This is a genomic window from Peribacillus sp. R9-11 (assembly GCF_031345095.1).
In the GTDB taxonomy this organism is placed as follows: Bacteria; Bacillota; Bacilli; order Bacillales; family DSM-1321; genus Peribacillus; species Peribacillus butanolivorans.
The window spans coordinates 254,922-279,552 of sequence record NZ_CP133764.1 but is presented as its reverse complement, the minus strand read 5'-3'; the positions used below and the strand labels follow the sequence as shown (position 1 = coordinate 279,552).

Annotated in this window: 29 protein-coding genes and 4 pseudogenes; 13 read left to right on the top strand and 20 right to left on the bottom strand. The window is 37.3% G+C overall.

The window, feature by feature from the left end:
• Positions 1–39: 39 nt before the first annotated feature.
• Complete coding sequence (locus tag RE409_RS29170) at positions 40–1,065, bottom strand: amidohydrolase family protein (RefSeq protein ID WP_048689574.1); 1,026 nt, start codon at positions 1,063–1,065, stop codon at positions 40–42.
• Positions 1,066–1,589: 524 nt separating this feature from the next.
• Between RE409_RS29170 and RE409_RS29165 the strand changes: the two genes are divergently transcribed.
• A complete protein-coding gene (locus RE409_RS29165; RefSeq protein ID WP_309559403.1) occupies positions 1,590–3,605 on the top strand; it encodes a sigma-54-dependent Fis family transcriptional regulator in 2,016 nt (671 codons plus the stop codon).
• Between the two features lie 319 nt (positions 3,606–3,924).
• Positions 3,925–4,148, top strand: a pseudogene (locus RE409_RS29160) (transposase); the annotation flags it as partial.
• Positions 4,149–4,220: 72 nt separating this feature from the next.
• Here the strand turns inward: RE409_RS29160 and RE409_RS29150 are convergent.
• The 7 genes from RE409_RS29150 to RE409_RS29125 all read right to left on the bottom strand — a co-directional run bounded on the left by RE409_RS29150 (position 4,221) and on the right by RE409_RS29125 (position 7,604).
• Positions 4,221–5,204 (bottom strand): SDR family NAD(P)-dependent oxidoreductase, encoded by a 984-nt coding sequence (locus RE409_RS29150; protein ID WP_397444207.1) that lies wholly within the window; start codon positions 5,202–5,204, stop codon positions 4,221–4,223.
• Positions 5,126–5,290 (bottom strand): hypothetical protein, encoded by a 165-nt coding sequence (locus RE409_RS30840; RefSeq protein ID WP_397444201.1) that lies wholly within the window; start codon positions 5,288–5,290, stop codon positions 5,126–5,128. Before RE409_RS30840 ends, RE409_RS29150 begins: the two co-directional genes overlap by 79 nt.
• Positions 5,291–5,510: 220 nt before the next feature.
• Positions 5,511–5,660 (bottom strand): hypothetical protein, encoded by a 150-nt coding sequence (locus RE409_RS29145; RefSeq protein WP_207198915.1) that lies wholly within the window; start codon positions 5,658–5,660, stop codon positions 5,511–5,513.
• A 234-nt stretch (positions 5,661–5,894) separates the two neighbouring features.
• Positions 5,895–6,422, bottom strand: coding sequence for a thiol peroxidase (gene tpx, locus RE409_RS29140; RefSeq protein ID WP_201183540.1), 528 nt, complete (start codon positions 6,420–6,422; stop codon positions 5,895–5,897).
• A 215-nt stretch (positions 6,423–6,637) separates the two neighbouring features.
• Entirely contained in the window at positions 6,638–6,847 is a 210-nt protein-coding gene (locus tag RE409_RS29135; protein ID WP_309559629.1) for a cysteine hydrolase family protein, read from the bottom strand.
• Complete coding sequence (locus tag RE409_RS29130; RefSeq protein ID WP_309559402.1) at positions 6,802–6,960, bottom strand: hypothetical protein; 159 nt, start codon at positions 6,958–6,960, stop codon at positions 6,802–6,804. The genes RE409_RS29135 and RE409_RS29130 overlap by 46 nt, the downstream gene beginning before the upstream one ends.
• Before the next feature lie 209 nt (positions 6,961–7,169).
• On the bottom strand, positions 7,170–7,604 hold the full coding sequence (locus RE409_RS29125) for an OsmC family protein (protein ID WP_309559400.1): 435 nt from the start codon (positions 7,602–7,604) through the stop codon (positions 7,170–7,172).
• Between the two features lie 281 nt (positions 7,605–7,885).
• Between RE409_RS29125 and RE409_RS29120 the strand changes: the two genes are divergently transcribed.
• From RE409_RS29120 to RE409_RS29095, 5 genes and pseudogenes are all read left to right on the top strand, one after another.
• The gene (locus RE409_RS29120) at positions 7,886–8,077 is read left to right on the top strand and encodes a hypothetical protein (RefSeq protein ID WP_201225408.1); all 192 of its coding nucleotides are present in this window, start codon (positions 7,886–7,888) and stop codon (positions 8,075–8,077) included.
• Between the two features lie 13 nt (positions 8,078–8,090).
• Entirely contained in the window at positions 8,091–8,270 is a 180-nt protein-coding gene (locus RE409_RS29115) for a Ger(x)C family spore germination C-terminal domain-containing protein (RefSeq protein ID WP_201225407.1), read from the top strand.
• Positions 8,254–8,657, top strand: a pseudogene (locus tag RE409_RS30835) (GerAB/ArcD/ProY family transporter). Before RE409_RS29115 ends, RE409_RS30835 begins: the two are co-directional and overlap by 17 nt.
• Entirely contained in the window at positions 8,651–9,019 is a 369-nt protein-coding gene (locus tag RE409_RS30830; RefSeq protein WP_397444206.1) for a GerAB/ArcD/ProY family transporter, read from the top strand. Before RE409_RS30835 ends, RE409_RS30830 begins: the two are co-directional and overlap by 7 nt.
• Complete coding sequence (locus tag RE409_RS29095) at positions 8,946–9,407, top strand: GerAB/ArcD/ProY family transporter (RefSeq protein ID WP_242489193.1); 462 nt, start codon at positions 8,946–8,948, stop codon at positions 9,405–9,407. The genes RE409_RS30830 and RE409_RS29095 overlap by 74 nt, the downstream gene beginning before the upstream one ends.
• A 116-nt stretch (positions 9,408–9,523) precedes the next feature.
• On the opposite strand, the gene RE409_RS29090 is transcribed toward RE409_RS29095, so the two are convergent.
• From RE409_RS29090 to RE409_RS29050, 9 genes and pseudogenes are all read right to left on the bottom strand, one after another.
• Positions 9,524–10,414 carry an aldo/keto reductase gene (locus RE409_RS29090; protein ID WP_309559398.1) on the bottom strand — a complete coding sequence of 297 codons (891 nt, stop codon included), beginning with the start codon at positions 10,412–10,414 and terminating at the stop codon, positions 9,524–9,526.
• 255 nt (positions 10,415–10,669) lie between these two features.
• The gene (locus RE409_RS29085; protein ID WP_309559397.1) at positions 10,670–11,386 is read right to left on the bottom strand and encodes an SDR family oxidoreductase; all 717 of its coding nucleotides are present in this window, start codon (positions 11,384–11,386) and stop codon (positions 10,670–10,672) included.
• A 99-nt stretch (positions 11,387–11,485) separates the two neighbouring features.
• Positions 11,486–11,998 carry a type 1 glutamine amidotransferase domain-containing protein gene (locus RE409_RS29080; RefSeq protein WP_309559396.1) on the bottom strand — a complete coding sequence of 171 codons (513 nt, stop codon included), beginning with the start codon at positions 11,996–11,998 and terminating at the stop codon, positions 11,486–11,488.
• A gap of 74 nt (positions 11,999–12,072) precedes the next feature.
• Positions 12,073–13,239, bottom strand: a pseudogene (locus RE409_RS29075) (iron-containing alcohol dehydrogenase).
• 108 nt (positions 13,240–13,347) lie between these two features.
• Positions 13,348–13,851: a hypothetical protein gene (locus tag RE409_RS29070; RefSeq protein ID WP_201183552.1), complete on the bottom strand. Its 504-nt coding sequence runs from the start codon at positions 13,849–13,851 to the stop codon at positions 13,348–13,350.
• Between the two features lie 78 nt (positions 13,852–13,929).
• Positions 13,930–14,826, bottom strand: a complete 897-nt coding sequence (gene gnd, locus RE409_RS29065; RefSeq protein ID WP_309559395.1) for a phosphogluconate dehydrogenase (NAD(+)-dependent, decarboxylating) — start codon at positions 14,824–14,826, stop codon at positions 13,930–13,932.
• 29 nt (positions 14,827–14,855) lie between these two features.
• Positions 14,856–16,376 carry a glucose-6-phosphate dehydrogenase gene (zwf, locus tag RE409_RS29060; protein ID WP_201183556.1) on the bottom strand — a complete coding sequence of 507 codons (1,521 nt, stop codon included), beginning with the start codon at positions 16,374–16,376 and terminating at the stop codon, positions 14,856–14,858.
• A 928-nt stretch (positions 16,377–17,304) separates the two neighbouring features.
• Positions 17,305–18,156 (bottom strand): YitT family protein, encoded by an 852-nt coding sequence (locus RE409_RS29055; RefSeq protein ID WP_309559393.1) that lies wholly within the window; start codon positions 18,154–18,156, stop codon positions 17,305–17,307.
• A 212-nt stretch (positions 18,157–18,368) separates the two neighbouring features.
• On the bottom strand, positions 18,369–18,734 hold the full coding sequence (locus tag RE409_RS29050) for a winged helix-turn-helix transcriptional regulator (RefSeq protein WP_056519732.1): 366 nt from the start codon (positions 18,732–18,734) through the stop codon (positions 18,369–18,371).
• A gap of 222 nt (positions 18,735–18,956) precedes the next feature.
• Between RE409_RS29050 and hxlA the strand changes: the two genes are divergently transcribed.
• The 3 genes from hxlA to RE409_RS29035 all read left to right on the top strand — a co-directional run bounded on the left by hxlA (position 18,957) and on the right by RE409_RS29035 (position 21,023).
• The gene (hxlA, locus tag RE409_RS29045; RefSeq protein ID WP_048883203.1) at positions 18,957–19,604 is read left to right on the top strand and encodes a 3-hexulose-6-phosphate synthase; all 648 of its coding nucleotides are present in this window, start codon (positions 18,957–18,959) and stop codon (positions 19,602–19,604) included.
• Positions 19,605–19,611: 7 nt separating this feature from the next.
• Complete coding sequence (hxlB, locus tag RE409_RS29040; protein WP_309559392.1) at positions 19,612–20,169, top strand: 6-phospho-3-hexuloisomerase; 558 nt, start codon at positions 19,612–19,614, stop codon at positions 20,167–20,169.
• Between the two features lie 137 nt (positions 20,170–20,306).
• Positions 20,307–21,023: a 3-ketoacyl-ACP reductase gene (locus RE409_RS29035; RefSeq protein WP_201183564.1), complete on the top strand. Its 717-nt coding sequence runs from the start codon at positions 20,307–20,309 to the stop codon at positions 21,021–21,023.
• A gap of 170 nt (positions 21,024–21,193) precedes the next feature.
• On the opposite strand, the gene RE409_RS29030 is transcribed toward RE409_RS29035, so the two are convergent.
• Both RE409_RS29030 and RE409_RS29025 read right to left on the bottom strand, forming a co-directional pair.
• Positions 21,194–21,496 carry an IS3 family transposase gene (locus RE409_RS29030; RefSeq protein ID WP_397444198.1) on the bottom strand — a complete coding sequence of 101 codons (303 nt, stop codon included), beginning with the start codon at positions 21,494–21,496 and terminating at the stop codon, positions 21,194–21,196.
• A 150-nt stretch (positions 21,497–21,646) separates the two neighbouring features.
• Positions 21,647–21,814: pseudogene (locus RE409_RS29025) on the bottom strand (NAD(P)-binding domain-containing protein); the annotation flags it as partial.
• A 237-nt stretch (positions 21,815–22,051) separates the two neighbouring features.
• Between RE409_RS29025 and RE409_RS29020 the strand changes: the two are divergent.
• From RE409_RS29020 to RE409_RS29010, 3 genes are all read left to right on the top strand, one after another.
• Complete coding sequence (locus RE409_RS29020; RefSeq protein WP_309559391.1) at positions 22,052–22,480, top strand: MarR family winged helix-turn-helix transcriptional regulator; 429 nt, start codon at positions 22,052–22,054, stop codon at positions 22,478–22,480.
• Between the two features lie 77 nt (positions 22,481–22,557).
• Positions 22,558–23,199, top strand: a complete 642-nt coding sequence (locus RE409_RS29015) for a nitroreductase family protein (protein WP_056529677.1) — start codon at positions 22,558–22,560, stop codon at positions 23,197–23,199.
• 102 nt (positions 23,200–23,301) lie between these two features.
• Positions 23,302–23,595: a putative quinol monooxygenase gene (locus RE409_RS29010; protein ID WP_056529674.1), complete on the top strand. Its 294-nt coding sequence runs from the start codon at positions 23,302–23,304 to the stop codon at positions 23,593–23,595.
• Between the two features lie 310 nt (positions 23,596–23,905).
• Here RE409_RS29010 and RE409_RS29005 read toward each other — a convergent pair whose 3' ends face one another.
• On the bottom strand, positions 23,906–24,367 hold the full coding sequence (locus RE409_RS29005) for a hypothetical protein (RefSeq protein ID WP_201183632.1): 462 nt from the start codon (positions 24,365–24,367) through the stop codon (positions 23,906–23,908).
• Positions 24,368–24,631 lie beyond the last annotated feature (264 nt).

Sequence of the window (24,631 nt, the reverse complement as noted above, 5' to 3'; positions counted from 1 at the left end):
CAAAACTTTAACATGACTCAACTGGTCTATTGATTGAGATTAAACCATTATATGTGAAGCTAATTCACATTTTTGCAACTTCGCTTTTTGAGCCTCGATATCAATATTATAGAGTCTGGCTGCATTACCGCCTAAAATTTTCTTTTTAACATTCAAATCAAAAGTTACGCCTGTTTCCTGTTGGATATCTTCAGGAAGCTCAAAATCTACGAATTTTTCGATAAGCCATTTTGGTTCCCATATTCCATAATCACTCCCGAAAAGGATGCGATCCTCATCCAGCCAGTACAATAACTCACTTATGATTTCTGCAAAATAGCGAGGACGTTGATGGATAAGTGATATGGCTACAGCTAATCCTCCGTATACATTTTTCTCTTGTGTAGCAATCCAACAAAAATCTTCCAGTCTAGGCAACCCAACATGCTCTACGATAAAATTCAGTTCTGGAAAAGTACTTGCAGCATCATCAACGTCAGCTACATCAAAAGCGTCGCGATTAAGCGGTGTGACCGTTGGACCTTTATGGATATGAATATTTTTTATTCCTAGATCAAGGCATTTTTGCAGATAACGCTGAGACCACGGATCAGACAGCTTATACCCTTTAGAATCGCCATACCAATCAGCTGTATAAAGTTTAATACCTTGCCAACCGTATTTCAATTTCATCGCTTCTAGATTTTCTAACCCGCGCTCACCATGTCGAGGATCAAGCGTCCCATTACATATAAAACGATTTGGATATTTTTTTGAAAGGGCATCATTTACATCAAAATCTCCAAACCCGTTTTTGTAAAACTCCTTAAGATATACCGGTTGAAAAATAGCCATATCAGCATATCCTTTTACAATGACATCCTGTACCAACGTTTCCGAGCCATATTTCTCGAATTTTTCCCTTGGCCAAAAATATTCTTCAGGACTCAAGTTCTTATGATAATCATAGAAACAACTAATAAACTGTTCACCATGTATGTTTAGCTGGTTTTCCTTGCTTCCATCCCAAATTGCCACATGAGAATCAATAACAAAAATTTCTTCCCCGCTTTTCGTTTTATACAACATTATCACCCCTTCAATTTTCGCCTTTCTATTTACTTTATTGCAAATACTGTGCCAAAACTTCCTTCTTTACTATCAAAAATTATTAAAGGTTTCTTTAATACAAGCAAGAGTGCCTCTATTCCGATATTTATCAGGCTCTAAATAATTGGAAATTTTGAATGATAACTATAGATTTAAATAAAAATATTGAAAGTTCTGTATTTTTATTCTAATGACATATGGTGCATAAAGCGACACTGTATCTAAAAGTGACGATCGTAATTAAGCAAAGTGCGACACACCAAACTTATAAGTTTGATTAAATATAGAATAGTAGATTATATTTTGAGAGTGGGACAGCATAGAGGAGATTAACGATATTGATAATTTAGATAATTGGTATATAATATGTGTAACTATATTTCCAACGTGATAGAGAACTTTTTATTATCAATCACTTAAAACTATTGTAAGCGTTTACTGAAAGGTCAGGGTGATTTCAGGAACATGGCACGTACTTACATTAAAAGGAAGGTACCGGTATGAAGAACCCATATATTTCGTTGGATATTTCCTCTTCACCGAAGACTGAAAAAGATAGAATCGAAAGAGCCTGGGAGAATTTTATATCCGGCCAAAATTTAGTATCTGAAGTGAGATCCTTAACTTATCAATCTTGGGAGCGCTCTATTCGTCATGGAGTACACCCCACCAAAGGGAGAGCCCCACTGGTTCTGTCACAAGATGAAATACAAGAATATCAAACAACCCACACGTTCTTTTCTATTTCAGAATCCCTTCTACCAAAACTTAAAGAATCAGCAATAGATTCAGGTCACTTAATTGTGATTTGTAATCATAAAGGAGAATTATTATATCTAGATGGAAATGCCTCTCTCAAAAAGAAAGCCGAAAATATGAATTTTACAGCAGGGACTTCATGGTCAGAGAGCTATGTAGGGACAAATGCTATGGGCACTTCTTTGGCTACAGGAGTCCCAATGCAAGTCTTCGCGGGAGAACATTTTTGCCAACCTGTTCACAATTGGGTATGCTCAGCCTCGCCGATTAAAGATCCTGCAACACAAAAGGTTCTTGGAGCGGTCAACTTAACGGGTATTTGGGACGTGGTACATCCCCTCTCTCTATCCGCTGTTGTTTCTATCACTCAAACAATCGAAGAAAAGCTCCTAAGCCGGCTCAAATTTGAGCACTTTTTGCTACTTGAACATTATATTGAAACAACTCGTAAAAACCCCAGTAAAATAGTGGCTGTGCTCGATCGTGGACATCAAGTCATTAAAGCCTCCACCCAATGGTATGACAAAGGTTGGATTGATTATAATAACCGATTAATAAATTCGTTATCAGATTGCAGTGGCACAGAAGGCATGAAAGACGGCTGGATTTTTGAGTCAGTCCCTTTCTATCATCAAGGATTCCCTATTGGTTTTATGATACATGCGATTTCAAAAGTCAAACCTTTAAATAAAACGAGATTTAGTACAAAGTACTCCTTCATAAATATGATTGGGAAATCTCCGGAATTCCAATCTGTTATCGATGAGGCGCATACAATGGCCAATCTGGATTTACCCGTTTTAATTGAGGGAGAGAGCGGTACTGGTAAAGAGTTATTCGCCCAATCAATACACGCTTATAGTCATCGATCTGAAGCTGCTTTTGTAGCTGTTAATTGCGGGGCAATTCCAAAAGAACTCGCAGCAAGCGAATTATTCGGTTATGAGGAAGGCACTTTTACAGGAAGTATAAAAGGTGGCCGTGCCGGAAAATTCCAACAGGCTGAAGGAGGAACAATTTTTTTAGATGAAGTTGGCGAGATGCCACTAGATATACAGACCATGTTTTTGCGCGTGCTTGAAGAAGGAGAAATTGTGCGAATGGGTGGAAGAGAACCGATAAAATTAAATGTACGGGTAATTGCCGCAACAAATTGTAATTTAAAAAAAGCCTGCGAGGAAGGCACTTTTCGTACAGACCTTTACTACAGGCTTAATATCCTCTCCTTGCAAGTCCCCCCACTGCGCGAAAGAACAGGGGATGTCCCCTTACTATTAAATCATTTTTTGACAACAACCTGTGAAGAAATTAGGAGACCACCACTTAAAATAGGAGACCAAGACTTGTTTGTCTTAGAGCAGTATGAATGGCCTGGGAATGTACGTGAATTAAGGAATTTTGCCTACAAAGTGGCCATAAAGGCAAATGGCAATGTAATCACAAACAGTGATTTCCCAAAAGAAATCGGACTATCTAAAAGGTTAATAAATTATTCATCGACAGATCATTCACATCAAAAATTGAATAATATAGAACAGCCATTAATACTTACTAATCCTTCCTCATCCCACGAAGAATCAGTGAAATATCCAACCTCTTTAAAGCAGCAAGAATTGCATATGATTCTTATGGTACTTAATGAGGCAAATGGCAATGTTACAGCGGCTGCTAAAAAACTTGGCATTCATAGAAGCACAATTTATAGAAAGCTCGGGCGGAATACTAAAAATGAAGGTTTATCTAATAAAAATGGATAATGAAAAGCCTGGATATCCTTTCTTGATTTCAGTGGTTATTGGGCAAATTATAAGTTCTGCCGTTTTTAATTCCTTATTTCACAAAGGATCTGAAAATTGTATATTTTCTGAAGTAAATGATGAACTGTAGAGTTTCCACTTCAAAGAGCACCATGATACTGAACTGCACCCCAATTGTTAGACAACATCTAACAATTGGAGGTGCAGTTTTTTGACTAAATATACGATAGACGAAAAATCAAATGTAGTTTTAGAGTACTTAGAAGGGAAAAAATCCTATAAATCCATTGCTCAAGAAAGAAATGTAGGTTTATCCCCTACACAAAGCATGTCCCGCAAAGGAAATTGTCTCGATAATGCGGTCATTGAAAACTTCTTTGGCTTATTAAAATCCGAATTACTCTATCTTCAAGAATTTGAAAGCATGGAGAATTTCAAACAAGAACTAGAATAATCTATTACTACAATCATCAACGAATCAAGGTAAAATTAAAAGGCATGAGCCCAGTAGATTACCGGGTTCATGCCCTCAAGGCAGCCTAAGTAAATAAAGTGTCTAACTTTTTGGGTTCACTTCATACATGGAGCTGTTTATATAATTATTTTCTTCAAAAATTAAAACCTATTGCCTCCCAGCTTTTCATTTTCCGCTGCTGCTTCTTTTAATGCTTCTTTACCACAGCCACAAATTACAACATTGGTGCCTTCCTTGGCAAACGCGACGGCAATTGCTTTTCCAATACCTCTACTGCCGCCTGTCACGAGTGCCGTTTTATCTTTTAATCCCAGGTTCACTTTAGATCCAATCCTTTCTATGGGCGGCACACGCTCATGGATCATAACAACTCGGGATGTCTGATTGTTATCATCACGGATTGATCCGTTCCAAAAGCCGCCGACAGAATTATGGAGATAATCCAGGTCCTGGTCCGCTAACTTGTCCACCAATTCCAACGTTTCTTCCATGGTGATGCCAGGATTCTCTCTTTCTTCAGGCCATAACCGATAGCCGATGATAAAAGGTTTTGTTGCATGGTCTAAAACTGCTTTTTTAACAGCGTCAACTACAGCAAGCGGGAAGGACATACGTTTTTCCAGCGTTCCACCCAACTTGTCAGTTCTGCGATTTGAGTGTGGAGAAAAGAACTGCTGAATCAAATACGTATTGGCACCATGGATTTCAACTCCATCATACCCAGCTTCGATTGCTCTTCTGGTTGCTTCACCAAATGCTTTAATAATTTCATCGATTTCGTCTGCTGTCATTTCCCGAGGTACCAGGGTATCGTCCCGTTCCGCTGCTACCGCACTCGGAGCAATTGGTTGACGATCGAGCAATTCTTCAGGCGGGCACATTCTGCCACCCCATAAAATTTGTAAAATCGCCTTTGAACCTTTTTCCTGTATAACTGTCGCCACACGTCTTAAACTAGGGATAAGGTAATCGGAATCTGCACCAAATACACCCGGGAATCCTTTTCCATTCCTGGTGACGTATGTGCATGCGGTGATTACCGCTCCTACACCACCGGCACGTTCTTGATAATACGCAACTTCTTCGTCTGATACTTCACCATTTTCATGAGCTCTTGTGTAGATATGGGTGCCATTGTAATACGGTTCTTTATTTCAACTCCAGAACGGAAGATAAATGGTTTAAAAGCAGCTTCATATTTTGGATTCATCTCTTTTTCTCCTTTTGTTTACATCAAGTTTGTTAAAGGATTTTGCTATTTAACAAATGGATAACATAGACTACAAAAATTTCTTTGACAGGCACATTTTTATATTCTATACAAAAAAATTTATAGAGATACATTAAAAGCTTGCCATAAGGATCGGCCAGTTTTGACCTATTTTAGCTGAGTAATTTCTGCCAATATTTCATAGGAATGGAGGCGGGCCTTATGATCGTAAACCTGGGTGAAAAGCAAATAATTCTTGTGCTTGATATTTACTTGTACGTTGAACAAAACCAACTTCTTTAGCTAATTGAAGTTCTTGAGAAAAGAGATTCATTTCGTCTGAAACAGAAAAACTCATAGAAAACGCCATCCTTCCTGTATATTTCTACAAAAAGAATAGCGTTTTTTTCATTATGATGATACAAATTCACCTTAGCTTGATGGCGATGGGGTACCACCAGCAAAACGCGAATTTACAACGTTAAGGAAATACCAATATTAAAAAGCCCAATTTCTCATCATTAAATTGAGAAATTGGGCTTTTTTCCATACTGTAGATAATGCCTCGATTGTGGAAGATCAATAAATTTGAACAAAAAAGTGATTATTGATCTGCCGCATTTTTCACTGCTACGACTGCTTTGGCATAATCCGGATGGTTTGTCGCTTCAGTTACGTATTCCACATATGTTACTTTATTGTCTTTATCAAGAACAATGATTGCACGCGCTAACAAACGAAGTTCTTTCATCGCTACGCCAAGGGCTTCACCAAAGGAAAGTTCACGGTGGTCAGACAGCATCTTCACTTTCTCAAGACCGGCTGCTTTACGCCAGCGAGATAAAGCAAATGGTAAATCTACGCTTACAGAGAGAAATTCTACGTTATCCATTTTTGCAACTTCCTCATTAAAGCTCCGAGTTTGCATATCGCAAATACCTGCAGCTGCATCTATAGAAGCGATCACACTAATCAAATGAACACTTCCTTTGTCGTCATTCAATGAATATGGCTGTAAATTTTCTGAAAGTGCAATGAAATCAGGATCTATGTCTCCAACTTTTAATTCTTGAATGATAAGAGTTACAGGTTTCCCACCAAATGTAATTGAATTTTCCCTTTCAATTGGCATACCTAATACCCTCAATATTTATCTAATTTTGTTATATAGTGTACTTTATTTAATGTGTTATTCTTCGAATAACAAAAAGTCGGATATCAACTTAAACAGGATGATATCCGACTTCAACTATTTGGAGCGTTTACCGTAACCGAATTAAGAGTTTAATTTCTCGATGGCTTCTTGAGTTGTCCAAACACCACTTGAACGAATCCAAAGTTTACAATTCATGCATTGAATGCATCTTTACCAGGAGCAGCTGTTGCATCACTCACGATATAAACTTTGAATTCTTGTTCTACTAATTCACGCATATGGGAGTCAACACATAGGTTTGTATTCATTCCTCCAATAATAACCGTGTTAATGCCACGTTTACGAAGTTGTAAAACTAAATCATTCGATTCTGGACCAAAGATTTTATGTGGGCTTGTGATGATTGTTTTGTCGTCTTCGAGATATGGTTTAAATGACTCGTAAAAGTCAGCTCCTGATGCAGATCAATCTGTTTTTGAGGACCTTTGCTTTGGAACATATTGTTTTCCTGCATCATTGATTCTCCCGCACCTTTAATTTTCCAGTTTTTATCATGAGGGTAGTAATAGTATTAAAAGTTGAATGTTTACTACTAATTCTTCATGCTCAATTTTAGCTATTTCCTCACATAAGAAAGTCAGCAGAACCGCCGCCTTAATTTTAAAAGAACCGTTATATTTGAAAATTCTAAAAATTAACTGCTACATCTTTGAGTGAATCATATCATTTCACAGAAACTTTACCTTGAACTTCAATTTTAACATCTGCTTTTTTCAATATATTTCCGACATCGCACCCTTTATCTGCTGCTTCTGTCGCTCTTTGTGCAGATTGAATTTGTTCTTCTGTCGCGCCAGCAGATAAAACGATGTGAGGATAATGGATAATTTTAAACTCATTATCAGATATACTTGCCTCAGAGTTCACTATAAGTTTCGCCACAGGAAGTTTTCTGCTTTCAAGCACAAATGTTAGTGTTGCTGCATAACAAGTTGTTACAGAAGCAACGAGAACCTCTTTTGGATTTGCTCCGTTACCACTACCTCCTAATGATGTTGGAATAGCGATTTTTGTATCAAGATACTCCGCTTTAAGGGTTCCATTCCCTGTTACCCCACCATCCCAAATAGCATTCACATTTATTTTCATATCAGCCATAATTAACACTCCCTCAAATAAATTAACTGCATAAATATCTTGCCTATTCACGTATATTTTTACTCTATGATAGAGGTATTTTCATTTACTTTTTTAATTTCTGCTACGAGCTTTTATTGGTATGGTGATCTTCTTCCCTCTTGAACAACTAGCGGCGTAAATTTAATAGATTGACATGGTTATTTACGAAAGTTAGCTTATTCGTAAGATTTCAAAGAAAGCACGAAGTACTGGATTTATTGACAAAAGGGCCATGACCCGTTCCTTTAGCAAAACCGGCTATGCATGACGAAGGAATGAAAGGGCATATGATTATGATGAATCTGGATGCAAAAGCTCATTATACAATTAGTCAAACCGCTCAAGTTCCGAAAATATCTATCGATTTAACGATGAATACTCAGATAAAAGATGTCCCGCCTTGGCTTAATGTAACCGCAAATAAAGATATCCTAAAAATGGAAAATCTTTAGAATAAACATTTTAATGAAGTTGTTTCAAGAATACCAAGTAGATCCAATCGGGTTTGGAGACATGGTTAGAGCAAAATCAAGAAAGTGGAATTATAGCCGGTTTCAGGATATGTATCCCCATCTCAAAACTACAGTCAATACAAAGGTGAATATTATACAAACAGGTGTCGGGGAGTATGGATTTCATTTTTGAAGAGGAGAGGAATAAGGTGCACACTTTAACAGATGAACGATTTTTAGTATCTCCTTTTTTCGTTTTATTTCTGATTTACTCTAATATTATTGGTGTGGGAATCATGGGTTTTCAAAGAGATATTATAAAGAGTGCCGGTTACGATGCATGGATTTCCGTCCTATTATCAAGTATAAGCATTCATGTTTTAGTTTGGATGACATATCGCTTCTTACAATTGCTAATAACGATATCATTTATATCCATCAATTTTGCTTTGGGAAATGGATTGGCGGGTTATTAAACGTTTTTATCATCATCTATTTTCTTGTAGTGGCATTGATTGTTTTACGTGTTTATATTGAGGTTGTTCAAGTTTGGATGTTTCCTTTAATGAAGACATGGTAAATAAAAGCGTGATTTTTCTATTCCTTCTTTATTACATTGCTTCCATTGGGTTTCGTGTGATTACCGTGGTGTGTTTCTGGAGAACAGTTATACCTTTTGTTTTTCTGTTTCCCCTTTTATTCTTTTCCTTAAAATTTGCCCAATTCAATCATTTACTGCCTCTTTTTAATCACTCGGTTAAGGAAATATTAGGATCATCTAAAATAATACGATGGTGTTTCAGTTTCTTGGCTTTGAGACTCTACTCATGTTCTATCCATTTATCAAGAACCCTGAAAAATCAAAAAAATGGGCCCGTTTCGGGGTTTTGTTTACAATCTTCTATACCCTTCCATAACAATCATTACTTTTGTTTTCTTTAATGAAGAGCATCTCAAACATACGATTTGGCCGACCTTAACTTTACTTAAAATTGCGGAAATGCCTTTCATAGAAAGAGTCGAATATATTGTCGTTTCCTTATGGTTCCTTGTCGTATTGCCTCATATTAGCGGGCATCTATGGGCAGTCTGCGGCGGACTCAAAAATTTAGTAAATATCAAACAACGTATCAGCTTATTCATTTGCCTCTTTTTATTCTTTTTGTTCTCTAATGTATTAGAGAGCCATAAACAGATAGAACGATTAGCTGATTTATACTCATCTGTCGGCTTCTATTTTATATATTTGTATGTCCCTTTTCTCTTTTTAACGATTAACATTAAACAAAAACTAACTAAAAAGGGTTTTGATGCGAGAATAATTCGATAAGGATATTAAATTTCCCCGATAAAAAAAACTGTATGGAATAAATTCTACACAGTTTTTTTGAAATTCTTATTAGATTGTCAGCAACTCCAACAATATTCCCTCTTTAAAGTGAATTTTCAAATAATATCCAATGGCATTTTCCTAGTAGGTTTAGGAAATACTTGATCAATTCTACTGAGATCTTCTTCAGTAAACTCAATTGTTGCTGCTTCAGCATTTGCTAAAACATGTTCATCTTGAACCGCTTTTGGAATAGAGATGACGTTATTCGAACGGATGGTCCAAGCAAGAGCGATTCGTAATGGTTGGACATTGTATTTGACAGCAATATCATGAATAGCTGGATCGTTTAAAAGCTGTCTTATTAAAGAGCCTCCTTGAGCAAGGGGACTGTAGGCCATGATTGGCATGTTATGTTCACGCTGCCATGGTAAGAGATCGAAGTCGATTCCTCTTGAACCTAAATGGTATAGCACTTGGTTTGTTACACAATTTTTTCCATTTGTGGTGTTCCATAGCTCTTCCATATCAACCGTGTCAAAATTAGAGACGCCCCATCTTAAAATTTTCCCTTCTTCACGTAGTTTTTCCATTCCTTCAATTGTTTCCTCTAAAGGAACATGTCCTCTCCAGTGGAGAAGATATAAGTCCAAGTGGTCTGTTCCGAGTCGTTTTAAGCTGTTTTCACATGCTTTTGAAATCATATCTAAACCTGCATGATGGGGATACACTTTTGAGACTAAAAAGACTTCATTTCTGCGTCCTTTAATGGCTTCGCCAACTAAGCGTTCAGAATCGCCATTTCCGTACATTTCAGCAGTGTCAATAAGTGTCATGCCCAATTCTACGCCGAGCTGCAAGGCTTTTATTTCTTTGTCTCTCACTTGGGGATTTTCCCCCATGTACCATGTTCCTTGTCCTAAACTAGGTAAAGAAGTGCCGTCAGGTAGGGTTACCACGTGTTTGGCTAATGCATTTTTAATTTCCGCTCTTTTCTTTTCATCCATTAGGCTCGACCCTTTCTTTTATGTATTTGGGTATCATAGAAGTAGAATGTTAACGTCTCTTCGAAAAACTAAGCATATATTTAGAATTTCCGTAACCAACAAAGCCATTCTTTATTGCATGATATGGCCATTACTGCTTCCGTCTGTGCAAAAAAACAAAGAAAGTGAGGATGGTCTGTAAGTGTCTGACACTTTGAGTCAACCTCACCACTTCTATTCTAAATCAATTTATCAATCGACTTTGATATCAATGGATTAGATCAGATGAGCTCCTCCATCGATAAGAACCGATGTGCCAGTTGTAAACCCATTTTTCGCTAGGTAAACATAGGTTTCAGCTATATCTTTAGGTTGAGCAACACGTCCAACAGGTAATTGCTTAGCAATCCCATGGTACATAATTTGTCTTTCATCTTCTTGAATTCCGCCGTAAAGAGGAGTGTCAACGATACCAGGGGATACCACGTTTACTCTGATAGGTGCCAGGTCTACTGAAAGTCCTCGTACTAATCCACCGATTGCTGAATTAATGGAAGCTAGAGTCGTTGCACCTTGAGGAGGACGCACACCATATACACCAGAAGTTAATGTAATAGAACTTTCATTATTCAAGTATGGAAGAGCAGCACGAACCGAAATATACTGCCCCCAGAACTTACTATCAAAAGCCTCTCTTACTGTTGCAACAGGCAGTTCGCTAAAGTGACCCATTGCGCCTTCACCTGCAGTAACCACTAGGTGATCAAATTTTCCAACCTTCTTGAAAAAGTCAGCAACCTTTTCCTCGCTGCGAAAGTCGATTTCATAGCCCTCTACGTTACCACCAAGCTTCACTTTTGCGTCAGATAATTTTGAAGCAGAACGGCTAGCAATAATGACTTGAGCGGATTCATCGATAAACGCCTTAGCAGCGGCTAAACCAATACCAGATGTACCTCCTAAAACAACCACTCTTTTTCCTTTTAATGACAACGTAATTCCTCCTTTATTCATACGTTTGTTTAACCAGCTTGCGGATTCTGATTAAAGAATCCGCAAGTTAGATATATTTAAGTTTTTACATCACCATTGTTATTTAGCTAAAAGTTTTAGTGATTCACGATTGAATGCTGGAATATCTTTTGGTTCTCGACTTGTTACAATATTTTTGCTGATGACAACTTCTTCGTCTTTATAATTTGCACCAGCATTTTTCAAATCGTTGCGAATGGATTTATAGCCAGTGATGTCGACACCTTTTAAAAGGTCTGTATCGATTAACACTTGTGGTCCATGACAAATGGCAAAAACGGGTTTTTCGTCTTGGATAAATACTTTTGCAAATTCCCCAAAACGATCGTCTTCACGCAATAAATCGGGAGAGAATCCACCAGGGATAAGCAACGCATCAAAGTCTGCAGGATGAACATCATCAATGGATTTATCAATTTTTACGGTTGTGCCTTTTTTACCAGTTACTTCGTTCCCTGATTGTTTGTCAATCGTGATAACTTCATGACCAGCTTCTTTAAAGGCTTGTACTGGTTCAGTGTACTCCACATCTTCAAATAGGTTTGTTATAAGCGTAGCGATTTTTTTACTCATGTTCATTAACCTCCTTAAAATCATAGAACAGAAGTAAAAATATTCATTTCCGTACCATGTTCTGATTATCTTCATTAGAAGTTGATTTTATCTCCGTTGTAAGCCGCAATATAGATTTTTTTCATATCCTCCACCGATACTTCTCGTGGATTGGATGGAGTACAAGGATCCTCAACAGCTCCTGCTGCCATCTGGTTCAGGTGTTTTTCAAATTCTGCTTCTCCCACACCAAATTCCTTTAGTGTTAATGGCAGATTCAAAGATTTGTTTAAACGACGGATGAGGTCTGTTAACGAGTCAATCAATTCGTCATCCGTATTTCCGGTTAAACCAAGCATCCTTGCAATATCCGCATATCTTGAGCTTTCCACCTTTCTATTATAATCAATCACATATGGCAAGTAGAGTGCATTTGCTGTACCGTGCGGAATTTCAAAAATGGCTCCGCTCTTATGGGCTAAGCTGTGGACAATTCCTAAAAATCCATTGGAAAAGGCCATGCCGGCTATGGCCTAGGCATAATGCATTTCTGCCCTTGCCTGTTTGTCACCTACTGCGGATTTTTCAATATTTTCTACCACTTGCCTAATCGACTGCATGGCCAGCGGATCAGTAAAAGAGTTGTGCAGGATGGATACATATGCCTCAATGCCATGTGTCAATGCATCCATCCCCGTATAGGCTACAATCGAAGCAGGCATGGAATACGTCAGTTCAGGATCAACGATTGCAATGTCAGGCGTAATTTCATATCCAAAAACCGGATACTTCACTCCCTTATCATAGTCCGTAATAACGGAGAATGGAGATACATCACTGCCTGTTCCGCTAGTAGTTGAAATGGCAATAAAGCGAGCTTTTTCACGCAATGTTGGCAGTACATTTGGAGCCTTGATTTGGTCAAATGGCAGTTCGGGGTTTTCATAAAAAATCCACATCAACTTAGCCGCATCAAGCGGAGATCCGCCGCCGGCAGCAATGATCCAATCCGGCTGGAATTCTTCCATCTTCTTGCCGCCGTTTTGAGCGGTTGTAATAGATGGATCGTTTTCAACACCTTCGATTAGTTGCGTCTCAATGCCTGCCTCTCGTAAATAAGTTTGGATTTTATCGAGATAACCGGATTTTTTTATCGATTGACCGCCAATAACAACCGTCGCTTTTTTCCCTTCAAGGGTTTTTAAAACTTCTAAGGATCCTTCTCCAAAATAAACATCTCTCGGAAAAGTAAATCGATTCATATGTGTAAATTCTCCTTTTCTGTGGTGAAATTAGCAACTTTAAGGTTCCCTTATCCATTTTTTTAAAATTGAGTACGTCATAAGTGTTTCCCATCATCTTAAATGTTACTAATGAACAAATTCAGGTTCTCCCTCAACAATGGTCCTTACTATATCTTCTGCTTCGATTTCGAGTAATTTCTCCAAGAACCTTATGGTTCCTAATACTGCTTGAATATCCCCCTCTGTTTGAACGTCTTCCATTTTCTTTTGAACAATCAGTTCATTTATAACTTGTTTGAAAGCCCGGGTCTTTATAAGCCATTCTCCAACAAGTTTCTTTGTTGCGTCTTTCTCGCCTGTATTTTTCACTGCAAATAAACTTTCCGTTTTTGTTTCTACGAGCGTTACGGAACCAAAATCGGAATCCATACGGATGCGAAAATAATTCTTTCTACTGTCATAATATCTTTCTTCTTTTAAAAGAAAATACTCTATCCCTACTGTGATTTCAAAAAAGGGTTCTGTCTCTGTAGGATAATGTAGTTCTCTTACATCAACACTTTTTACAACGTCTAAATACGTCTCCAAACCATATTGGGTACTAATGATTTTTGCATCCATTACGTTCATGACTTCACTCCCTTTTTCACCTTGCGGATTGTTTTAATATATAATAATCTTTTTTACTAAAATCCATCCCACATTAACCTAATCGCTTTTTTCAACTGCATGTCCACCAAACTCGTTCCGAAGGGCAGCAACCACTTTCCCTGTAAAGGTGTCATGATCTAAAGAACGGTAGCGCATCAAAAGAGACATGGCAATCACTGGAGTGGCTGCCTGCAGATCCAAGGCCGTTTCCACTGTCCACTTTCCTTCTCCTGAAGAATGCATGGTTCCTTTGATTTGTTCTAAGTTTGCATCTTTAGAAAATGCACGTTCTGTTAAGTCGATTAGCCATGAACGAATGACTGAACCGTTATTCCATACTCTTGCCACTTTTTCATAGTCAAAATCAAACTCACTTTTCTCCAGTACTTCAAATCCTTCGCCAATCGCAGCCATCATCCCATACTCGATTCCGTTGTGGACCATTTTTAAGAAATGGCCGCTGCCTGCTGGACCAGCATATAAATATCCTTTTTCAACCGTTGTGTCTCGAAATATGGGTTCAACCATACTCCAAACTTCTGAATCCCCGCCGACCATGTAACAAGCTCCGTTACGCGCTCCTTCCATTCCCCCGGATGTACCAACATCCATAAAGCTTACACCAACTTGCTTTAGCTGGCCGTAGCGGCGAATGGAGTCCTTATAATGAGAATTACCAGCTTCGATTATGATATCGCCTTTACTCAAGTATGGAGTGATCTCATTTATAACTGAATCGACAACAGCGTGCGGAACCATGATCCAGATAATTCTAGGGCCGTCCAGGATTTTAATAAGTTCCTTAAAACTCGATGTTTCTATAGCACCGTACTTACTGATTTCTTCTACAGCATTAACATTTAAATCGAAGGCGGCTACTTCGTAGTTGTGGTCAATTAGATTTTTCCCTAAGTTTATCCCCATTTTCCCTAACCCGATTAATCCAACTTGCATCCTCTTGTCCTCCTGTACTATTCGTGTTGTTAACGTATTTTTAATACTTTTACTGATTGATCTTTTGAAATCATCTCATACTTAGACCCTTGGTATTCCCACCAATAAAACCCGTCCTCTTTTAAAAGTTCATCCGAAGCACCCGGCCCCATCGAACCTGAACGATACAAATGTAAGGGGACTGTGTTTTCCTCAAACGCTTCTAAAACTGGCTGCACCCAATTCCACGATAATTCCACTTCATTCCAGTGGGCAAAGAATGTCGAGTCACCGCGTAATGCATCAAAGATTAAGAGTTCATAAGCTTCGGGTATGTCTTTTGCTCCTGTTGAGAAGTCAATTGAAATAGGCTCAATTTTCCCGTTTTTTAGCGGATTCTTACTATTCAATTGTAACGATATCCCTTCATTGGGATTGATATTGACAATTAATAGATTTGGTTCCGTTTGTTGATCGGATCCATACAATTCCTTCACTGGATTTTTAAACTCTATGACGATACGAGTCGACTTTTCCTTCATTCTCTTTCCTGTACGGATATAGAAAGGAACTCCTCCCCAAAAATCATTATCAATCCATAAACGGGCGGCAACAAAAGTATCATTGACAGAGGAAGAATCAACCCCAGGTTCCTCCCTGTATCCAACCACTGGCTCATGATTCATTTCTCCGGCACTATATTGGCCACGGACAACTTGAGAACCGACATCCTCTTTCTGCAAAGGCCGCAATGATTCCATCACCTTTCTCTTTTCATTCCGGATATCTGCCGCACTTGTCGTTTTTGGTAAATGCATGGCCATCATCATCAACATTTGCAGCATATGATTCTGGAACATATCCCGGATGGCTCCGGCTTGATCATAGTAGCCCGCTCTATCTTCTACTCCAACCGTTTCACTAGCCGTTATTTGTATATTGGCTATGTGCTGATTATTCCATAAGGATTGAAGCACAGGATTGGTAAATGCCAATGCTTCGAGGTTTTGAACCATTGTTTTGCCAAGATAATGGTCTATCCGGTAAATTTCCTCTTCGCTAAAAGATTTGCGTAGCCTTTGATTTAAATCTTGGGCGGAAACCATATCATGCCCAAACGGCTTTTCAATAATCAGGCGTTTCCATCCATTGGTCGTTCCCAATCCGCTTTCTTTAATATTAGAGGCGATTACATCGAAAAACTCGGGTGCAACAGACAGATAGAATAATCGATTTTCAGGAATATTTAACTCCCGTTCACGCCTCTGAACCAAATTAAGCAGTTCTTGATACCCTTTCACATCCGTTACATCTAATTGGCTGTAACGAAACGCGTCGATAAATTCTTTTAATTTAGCTTTATCTTCGATAAAGCGTCTAGAAAATGTTCTTAATGAATGTTCTACATTTGTTTGAAATGTACCATCCGATAGTTCTCTCCTGCCTAACCCAATAATTGAAAATGACTGGGGCATCTTTTTATCTAAAAACAAATTAAAAAGAGCCGGATAAATTTTTCTTTTGGCCAAATCACCCGTTGCTCCAAACAAAACAAAGGTCATAGAATCCACTTTTCATTCCTCCATTTTTCAAAACACTTTGCAATAGAAAAGGTAGGTACCTACTCTAATACTTGATAATTGTTGGTTATGGTAACCATATAAGGCACATCAAATTTTTTACGATCTAAATGATTGCAGACTTTCGCTACCCTGCATCCGCTTTATACACTTGATTATTTCACCCAACTTGCACCATGAAAATGAATTTCCGGAAATGGTCATAGCCACATTGAGGACATTATTAATCATTTGTAGTGATCGTTAAACATCTTTCGCAAACTTTTCGATGTTTTGCTTTTTTCCTTACCCTCTTCGTTTCATTCCTTTCTGCATTCATTAATAGACGATCTATCTTGAATAATGCGTATAACTTCCACCTAACAACTGTATTGGATGTTGTTACAGTTGAGAAAGATTAGATTTATCTTAAGTCCGATCTTATTTTCAAAATATAAAGGAGAATTCTTCATTCCCCTGTTAAAAGGCCTAATGGTATAAGTCCCTTTTCATCTTAACAATTGCCGCTTAAAAAAGATTGGTTGCTGCATTGATGTTAGTATAATATCTACAACAAATAATTAAAAGTACGCACTTTTTTATTATATAATGTTTAAAAATATACTTAGTATACTTTTATATACCATATGGGGTTGTGAGATTTTCAATTAGAGGATTTAAAATAAAAAGATCTTCGTTATTTACGAAGATCTTTCAAAATTGCCTTGGAGTCATTATTTAAATAATAGTTTTATCGACTCATGATAAATAATGGAATATCCTTGGGTTCACGACTCTTTGTAATGTTTTGCTTACTGCTGACTCTTTGCCCTTGTCGTTTGCACAGTCATTTATCAAAGCTTTGCGAATTGGTTTATAACGGGCGATATACACATGTATCAACATGAGGCTAATTAATATAAGCAAATATTAAGCTTTATTATTTAGAAGGATTTGCTTTCGGTAGTATAAGCGACCTATCTATACCAGATGTTTCACAAACATAGGACGCCTCCATAATAGCTGATGGATCTGCTGCTAAAACGACACTTTTTAATTTGGAAAAAAGAAACCTGTTCGTAATACAATAAATAACCTTCTTTCCCTTAAAAAAACCGCCTTCTCCATATAAAAATGTGATGCTGATATTTAAATGACTGATAATGCTATCTCCAACTTCATCAGGTTTTTCTGAAATGATCATGACAGATTTCCCATGATTTAATCCATCTAAAACATAATTAATCATTATTTTCGTCACTATATAAAAAACAGCCAGAGAAAGCATGGCCTGTTCCAATGTATAGACAACCGCCGCAATCGTAAATATGAAAGCATTTACGACTAATAAAAATGAGGCAATCTGAAATCGATAGTGTTGGTTAAACCAAATCGACAGCATTTCAGTGCCATCTATTGCACCGCCAAATTTTACAACGATTCCTATCCCAACTCCTAAGATTACCCCACCGTATAAAACAATTAATACTTCAGATTTAGTAATAGGAGGAATCGATTTAAATAGTACTAAACCAACGGTAGTAATAATATTTGCATATAGAGTTCTAATGACAAAGGTTTTACCCACTTCTTTAGCTGTAAAAATTAAGATAGGAATATTTAAGCCCAAAAATACAACATAAATCGGGATTCCCCATAAAGCATTGGCCATAATCGATAACGCTGTTACACCACCATCTACTAGCCCGTTTGGTGCTAACATCGTTTCTAATAACATAGCAACGATTGACGCCCCCAAAGTTAAAAAAACATACTCAACAATTTTTTTCATCATCTCACCTGAAAATATGTATTATTCTTGATTCCTTACTATAAAACAGTTCAGCTAAAATCCTTTACAACACAGGAATATTATTTACCTTTTTCCAGAATGTACTCCTTTATTTCCTTTATGAACTGGATCATTGCAAATAAAAAGACCACAAGTCTTGACTTATTAAAAGTCTACTTGTGGTTTTTAATCCCCTCTTTTTAGAATGATTGCTATTTAATAGACGCACTTTTATTGGCAGGAGTATCCATCACATTCTCCATATAGTTTTTACCCCATTCATACATGGAATCGAGTATTGGCATTAAGCTTTTTCCTTGTTCGGTCAATGAATATTCTACTTTTGGAGGAACAACAGGATAGACTTTTCGTTCAACAATGAGGTCTTCTTCTAGCTCGCGTAATTGGTTAACAAGCATTCGTTGAGTAATGCCCGGCATAAGAGCCTTCAGCTCACCAAATCGCTTCGTTCCCTCTTTTCCTAAATGCCACAAAATCAGCATTTTCCATTTACCGCCAATAACATAAAGCGTTAATTCTTTTTCACAGTTAAACATTTTGTCCTGCATACGTGACATTTGTTTCACCTCCATTTCTATATAGAATAACACATAGTATACTTTTTAACACTATGTAAAAATAAAGTGCGTACTTTCATACTTTTAATATACACATTATACTAACACTGTACCATTGTTAGCAAGAGCATTGGTTACAGTTGCCAGGAGCAACGAAAGTGAACAATGGGCATTATTACTACTGTGCAACAAACTTAATAAATTATGAGGAGTGAAACATAGATGGAATTACAATTAGCATTAGATTTAGTCAACATTCCAGAAGCAATCGAATTGGTAAAAGAAGTAGAGGAGCATATTGATATCGTAGAAATCGGAACACCGGTTGTGATCAACGAAGGTCTCCATGCTGTAAAGGCAGTAAAAGAAGCATTCCCTAACTTAAAAGTATTAGCAGACCTGAAAATTATGGATGCTGCTGGATATGAAGTGATGAAAGCTTCCGAAGCAGGTGCTGATATCATCACTATTCTTGGAACGGCTGAAGATATGTCGATTAAAGGTGCTGTAGAAGAAGCGAAAAAACAGGGTAAAAAAGTCCTTGTCGATATGATTGCGGTAAAAGACCTTGCTGGACGTGCTAAAGAAGTGGATACTATGGGCGTGGATTATATTTGTGTTCACACGGGCTACGATCTTCAAGCAGTCGGAAAAAATTCTTTTGAAGATCTACAAACCATCAAAAGTGTGGTTAAAAATGCTAAAACGGCCATCGCAGGCGGCATTAAATTAGAAACACTTCCAGAAGTCATTAAAGTAAATCCAGACCTTGTCATTGTAGGCGGCGGGATTACTGGACAAGCTGATAAAAAAGCTGCTGCTGCCAAAATGCAACAAATGATCAAAGAACAAACGGTTACAGCAGGTTAATCCTAAGATGCAGACGACTCAATATTTAGCAGAAATCTTAAAAGAGCTTAATCATTCAGCTGACTTAATCGCAGATGAAGAAGCTGAAAAACTCGTCAACGGGATACTTGAATCGAAAAAGGTTTTTGTCGCCGGTGCAGGCAGATCAGGATTCATGGCCAAATCCTTCGCCATGCGGATGATGCATATGGGAATTGATTCTTATGTAATCGGTGAAACTGTAACTCCCAACTTTGAAAAAGAGGATATCTTAATCATCGGATCCGGATCCGGGGAAACAAAAAGCTTAGTCTCCATGGCTGAAAAAGCAAAAAGCATTGGTGGTAAAATTGCAACTGTCACGATTTTCCCTAATTCCACTATTGGACAGTTAGCAGATATCACCATTAAATTGCCTGGATCCCCGAAAGACCAATCAGAGGGCGATTATAAAACCATCCAACCAATGGGCTCATTATTTGAGCAGACCCTTTTACTTTTTTATGATGCCGTCATCTTGAGATTCATGGAGAAAAAGGGATTAGATACCAATAAGATGTATGGCAGACATGCCAATCTTGAATAAAACATAGTCCTAAGAATGTAATAACCAAAAGACCGCAAACATACTAAAGAAACTTTGCGGTCTTTTGGTTAGTCTTTAAAACATTATTTTGTTATTATTAACAATTATTCTAAAATTTTTTAATAAGGAATGATAGCATGATTTCATTAAAAGGAAAAACTGCTTTAATTACTGGGGCAGGCAGAGGAATCGGGCGTGCTACTGCGATTGCTTTAGCAAAAGAAGGAGTTCATTTAGGATTGATTGGATTAACGATGTCAAATCTTGAAAAGGTAACCGCGGAACTAGAGCAATATGATGTGAACGTTTCAGCAGCAACAGCAGATGTAGCCGATCTTGAAGCAGTTCATCAAGCTGTTGAACACATCAAATCAGACCTAGGTTCTATTGATATTTTAGTCAACAATGCAGGTATAGCTAAATTTGGCGGTTTTCTTGATTTAACTCCTGAAGAATGGGAAAACATCATCCGAGTAAACTTGATGGGTGTATATAATGTAACAAGAGCCGTTTTACCTGATATGATTGAAAGAAAATCAGGAGATATTGTGAATATGTCCTCAACTGCGGGCCAAAAAGGAGCACCTGTTACAAGTGCTTACAGCGCTTCTAAATTTGCTGTTTTAGGACTAACGGAATCACTCATGCTAGAGGTAAGAAAGCATAATATCCGTGTAACGGCTTTAACACCAAGTACAGTTGCAACTGATTTGGCCATTGAAACCAATCTTATTAGTGGAAATCCTGAAAATGTTATGCAATCAGAGGATTTAGCAGAGCTGCTTGTAGCCGGGTTAAAGCTTCATCCAAGAGTCCTAGTAAAGACTTCAGGATTATGGTCAACTAATCCTTAATTTGAGAAGTGATCGACTCTTCTTGTCTATATTGGATAAGAAGTAGGAACCTAGTTGTAAAGTGTACCCTTTGTAAAGGACATTTTTAAAAAAAGGATTAGGCAGCCTAAAGAAGATGATCTCTGTTGTGGAGTGACCTCTGTCAAATAGACAGAAATAAAAAAGACCAATTAAGCAACCTGAGTTCTATATTGATATGGACTCAGGGTGTTTAATTTTTTCTGGAAGCGATGATGGTTATAGAATCGAATATACATACTTACAGCACCTCGAACCTCTTCAGAGGTACCGAAGGAGTTCATATAGAAACACTCCGATTTAAAGTGGCTGAAGAAATTCTCCATACAAGCGTTATCCCAGCAGTTTCCCTTTCTTGACATACTGGATTGCATTTTATATTTTTTCAAATAGGTTATTGTATTGGTGGGAAGTGTTTTGAACGCTTTATCAAACGTTCCTTTAATATTACCCATAGAAAAATCCCCTCCATATATAGACAGATTAATGTGCTTTCTTTTTTCTGTCTACTAAAAGGGGATCATATCATTGTACAGGGGTCATCTTTTCTAATACTTCAAATCCTTCTCCAATCGAAGCCATCATTCCGTATTCAATTCCATTGTGGATTGAACAAGATCTTGTAAGCTAGATGTACCTTCAGCCCCGTATTTCTTTATTTCTTCAACAGCATTTGTATTTAGATCAAATGCTACTACATCATGTTTATGGTCAATTAAGTTCTTTCCTAAGTTTAGCCCCATTTTTCCTAATCCAATTAATCCGACCTTCATCATTAATCCTCCTTGAGTATTTCACCTATAGCGTAATGGATTCAAAGTATAATCATAATCTTTCTTTTACCACCATCTATAACCATCTTCTTCCAATAATTGATGAGCAGCTTCTGGTTAAGCAAAAGTTGCAGTACTAAAATACTTGCTTTATTATTTAGGGTATAGTATATTAATTGACACATCAACTATTGAGCTATCAATTATTTTGTCTAACGTATGAAAAGAGGGTGTTTCTTGACGAATTCATGTTCTAATGAATCTTTTATTTTATATATAATGAACTGCCTTAACAAACAGATAAGTTCAAAATTTGAAAGTTGTACGGGCATTAGTCAATCAAGACATGATATCTTATGTCAGCTTTATAAAGTTGATGAAATTAGTCAAACAGCACTTCAAAAAGAGGTTAACATTGACAGTGCAGCGATTACCCGGCATTTAAAACAACTTGAAGCGACTGGAATGATTTTAAGACGCAAAGATCCGGAGGATAATCGATTTACTCTTGTCTGTCTTTCAGATCATGGTCGCAAACAGATTATTCTCTACCAAGCTGAAAAGGCTCGTTTTGTCACTTTGATGCTTAAAGATTTCAAAGAAGAAGAACGTCAAGAGTTAACAGATATGCTGACACGCATTCAAAAAAATATAAGCCAAGTCTAACACTTGATTCGTTACAATTTGAAATGAGAATAACTATAAATTAAACTACTAAAGTTAAAAAGAGGAGACTATCAACTATGACTACTACAGCACAATTAACAAATGATTTCAAAGAAATTGTCACTGGACGCCGCTCCATAAAAAATTACGACAAATCCGTAAAAATCAGTAGGGAAGAAATGGAGGAAATACTTACCTTAGCGACACTTGCTCCTTCTTCAGTTAATATGCAACCATGGCGTTTCCTTGTAATTGATAGTCCTGAGGGAAAAGCAACACTTGCACCTCTTGCTCGCTTTAACCAAAATCAAGTCGAAACATCTTCCGCAGTAATTGCCGTATTTGGTGATATGAACAATTTTGATAACGGCGAAGAAATCTACGGTAAAGCTGTAGATTTAGGGCTTATGCCTTTAGAAGTAAAAGAAAACATATTAGCCTCATTTGCTGGATATTTCGAAAAAATCACTAGTGAAGAGATGAAAGAGGTCGTTCTAGTTGATGGTGGTCTTGTATCCATGCAACTAATGCTTGCGGCTCGTGCTTATGGCTATGATACAAATCCAATCGGGGGCTATGAAAAAGACCAGATTGCAGAAGCTTTTGGATTAGATAAAGATCGATACGTACCAGTTATGCTAATTTCAATCGGTAAAGCAGCAGATAATGGCCATCAATCAGTTCGTCTTCCAATTGATAAAGTCGCACAATGGAAGTAATGTAATAAAGAATCCATTCATTAAATTTCAATCGAGTATGTTATTTTTACTTTAATTATATATTAAGTTTATTATGCTTAACAAAAGAGAGGATGACGTTTAATGATTATCATTCATGCCGTATTCAATATTAATCCAGCAAAACAAGATGCATTTCTAGAGGAGATTCAACCGCTAATCGTAGCTTCAAGAGCGGAAAGTGGAAATGTTTCTTACACTCTTCACAAAGCTACAGAAAAAGACAATGAATTTACAATGGTTGAAGTTTGGCAAGATCATCTGGCGGTTGCAAGCCATAATTCAAGTGAGCACTTCACCTCGTTTGTTGGTAAAGCTAAAGAATTCCTTTCTTCACCTTTAAATGTTAACGCATTTGAAGGACAACCATTAAAATAATGAGTTAAAATGTATGGGATTTCCTATATCCCATCTTATAAAACAAAGAGTTGCTGCTTCGGTAAAACAAGCTGCAACTCTTGTTTATTTCCATTCCATTTTCTCGGACATCACGCGCTTATTTGGCGTACATAATCTGTGTGACAATTAACCTAAAAAGTCGATCTCCTCTACGTTAAGGAATCGACTTTTTTTACTTATTCTTCTTAATGAACTAACGCACCTGTTAGTTCTATAAAGACTTATTGTAGAGTTGACACAAACTGTGCGGTAAAAAAGGGCACCCAAGTATCCCGGCCCTTCATTTCTCTTATTTAGTAGGCGTGAAAGTAAACGTCTCCTTGTATTTTCTGCCCTGAACTTCTTTGCTGTGTGGTTTTCCGTGCCAACTTATTTCAAATTGAAGTTCATTGGATTTAACCGATATAGGGAAATTTGAAAATTCAAAGGCTTGTCCCTTTTTAAATTTCTCATATTGATGGTCGTTTATACTTAATCCGTATTTTGTTTCAGTATTTGGTTCATTCCTGTAAGTATTAAATTCAACTTTATCTAGCTCTTTACCAATATTGGTGATAACAACGTTATATGATTTAAACACATTCTTATTAGTTTTTTTCGTCTCTTTACCCTTTTTTATTTCGATTTTCCATTGATCAGTTTGCTTTATGATAGGAGTTTTAAATAGCTCGTCTGACGCTGCTGCTGCATTTGAAGATACTACAGTGGCTATAAAGCTAAAGATGATTAATGTAGTTATTAATTTTTTCAATATTGTTACCTCCTGTTGTTGTATTAAATCAATTTTAATTAGTTTTCCTAAAAACTAAAAAAAAACACAACATTCTTATTTCACAGTTCGAATATGAAATGAAGTAAAGAGCAAGGCCGGCTGGTGGAGATGCATGTGGTGACTAATTTGCCTTGCTCGTAATAATATATTGACCTTAAAGGGATTATGTTACACATCAGATACAAACTGCGACATAAAGGGGAAATGAAAATGTTAATTCGTTCGATAAAGATCATTGATTGC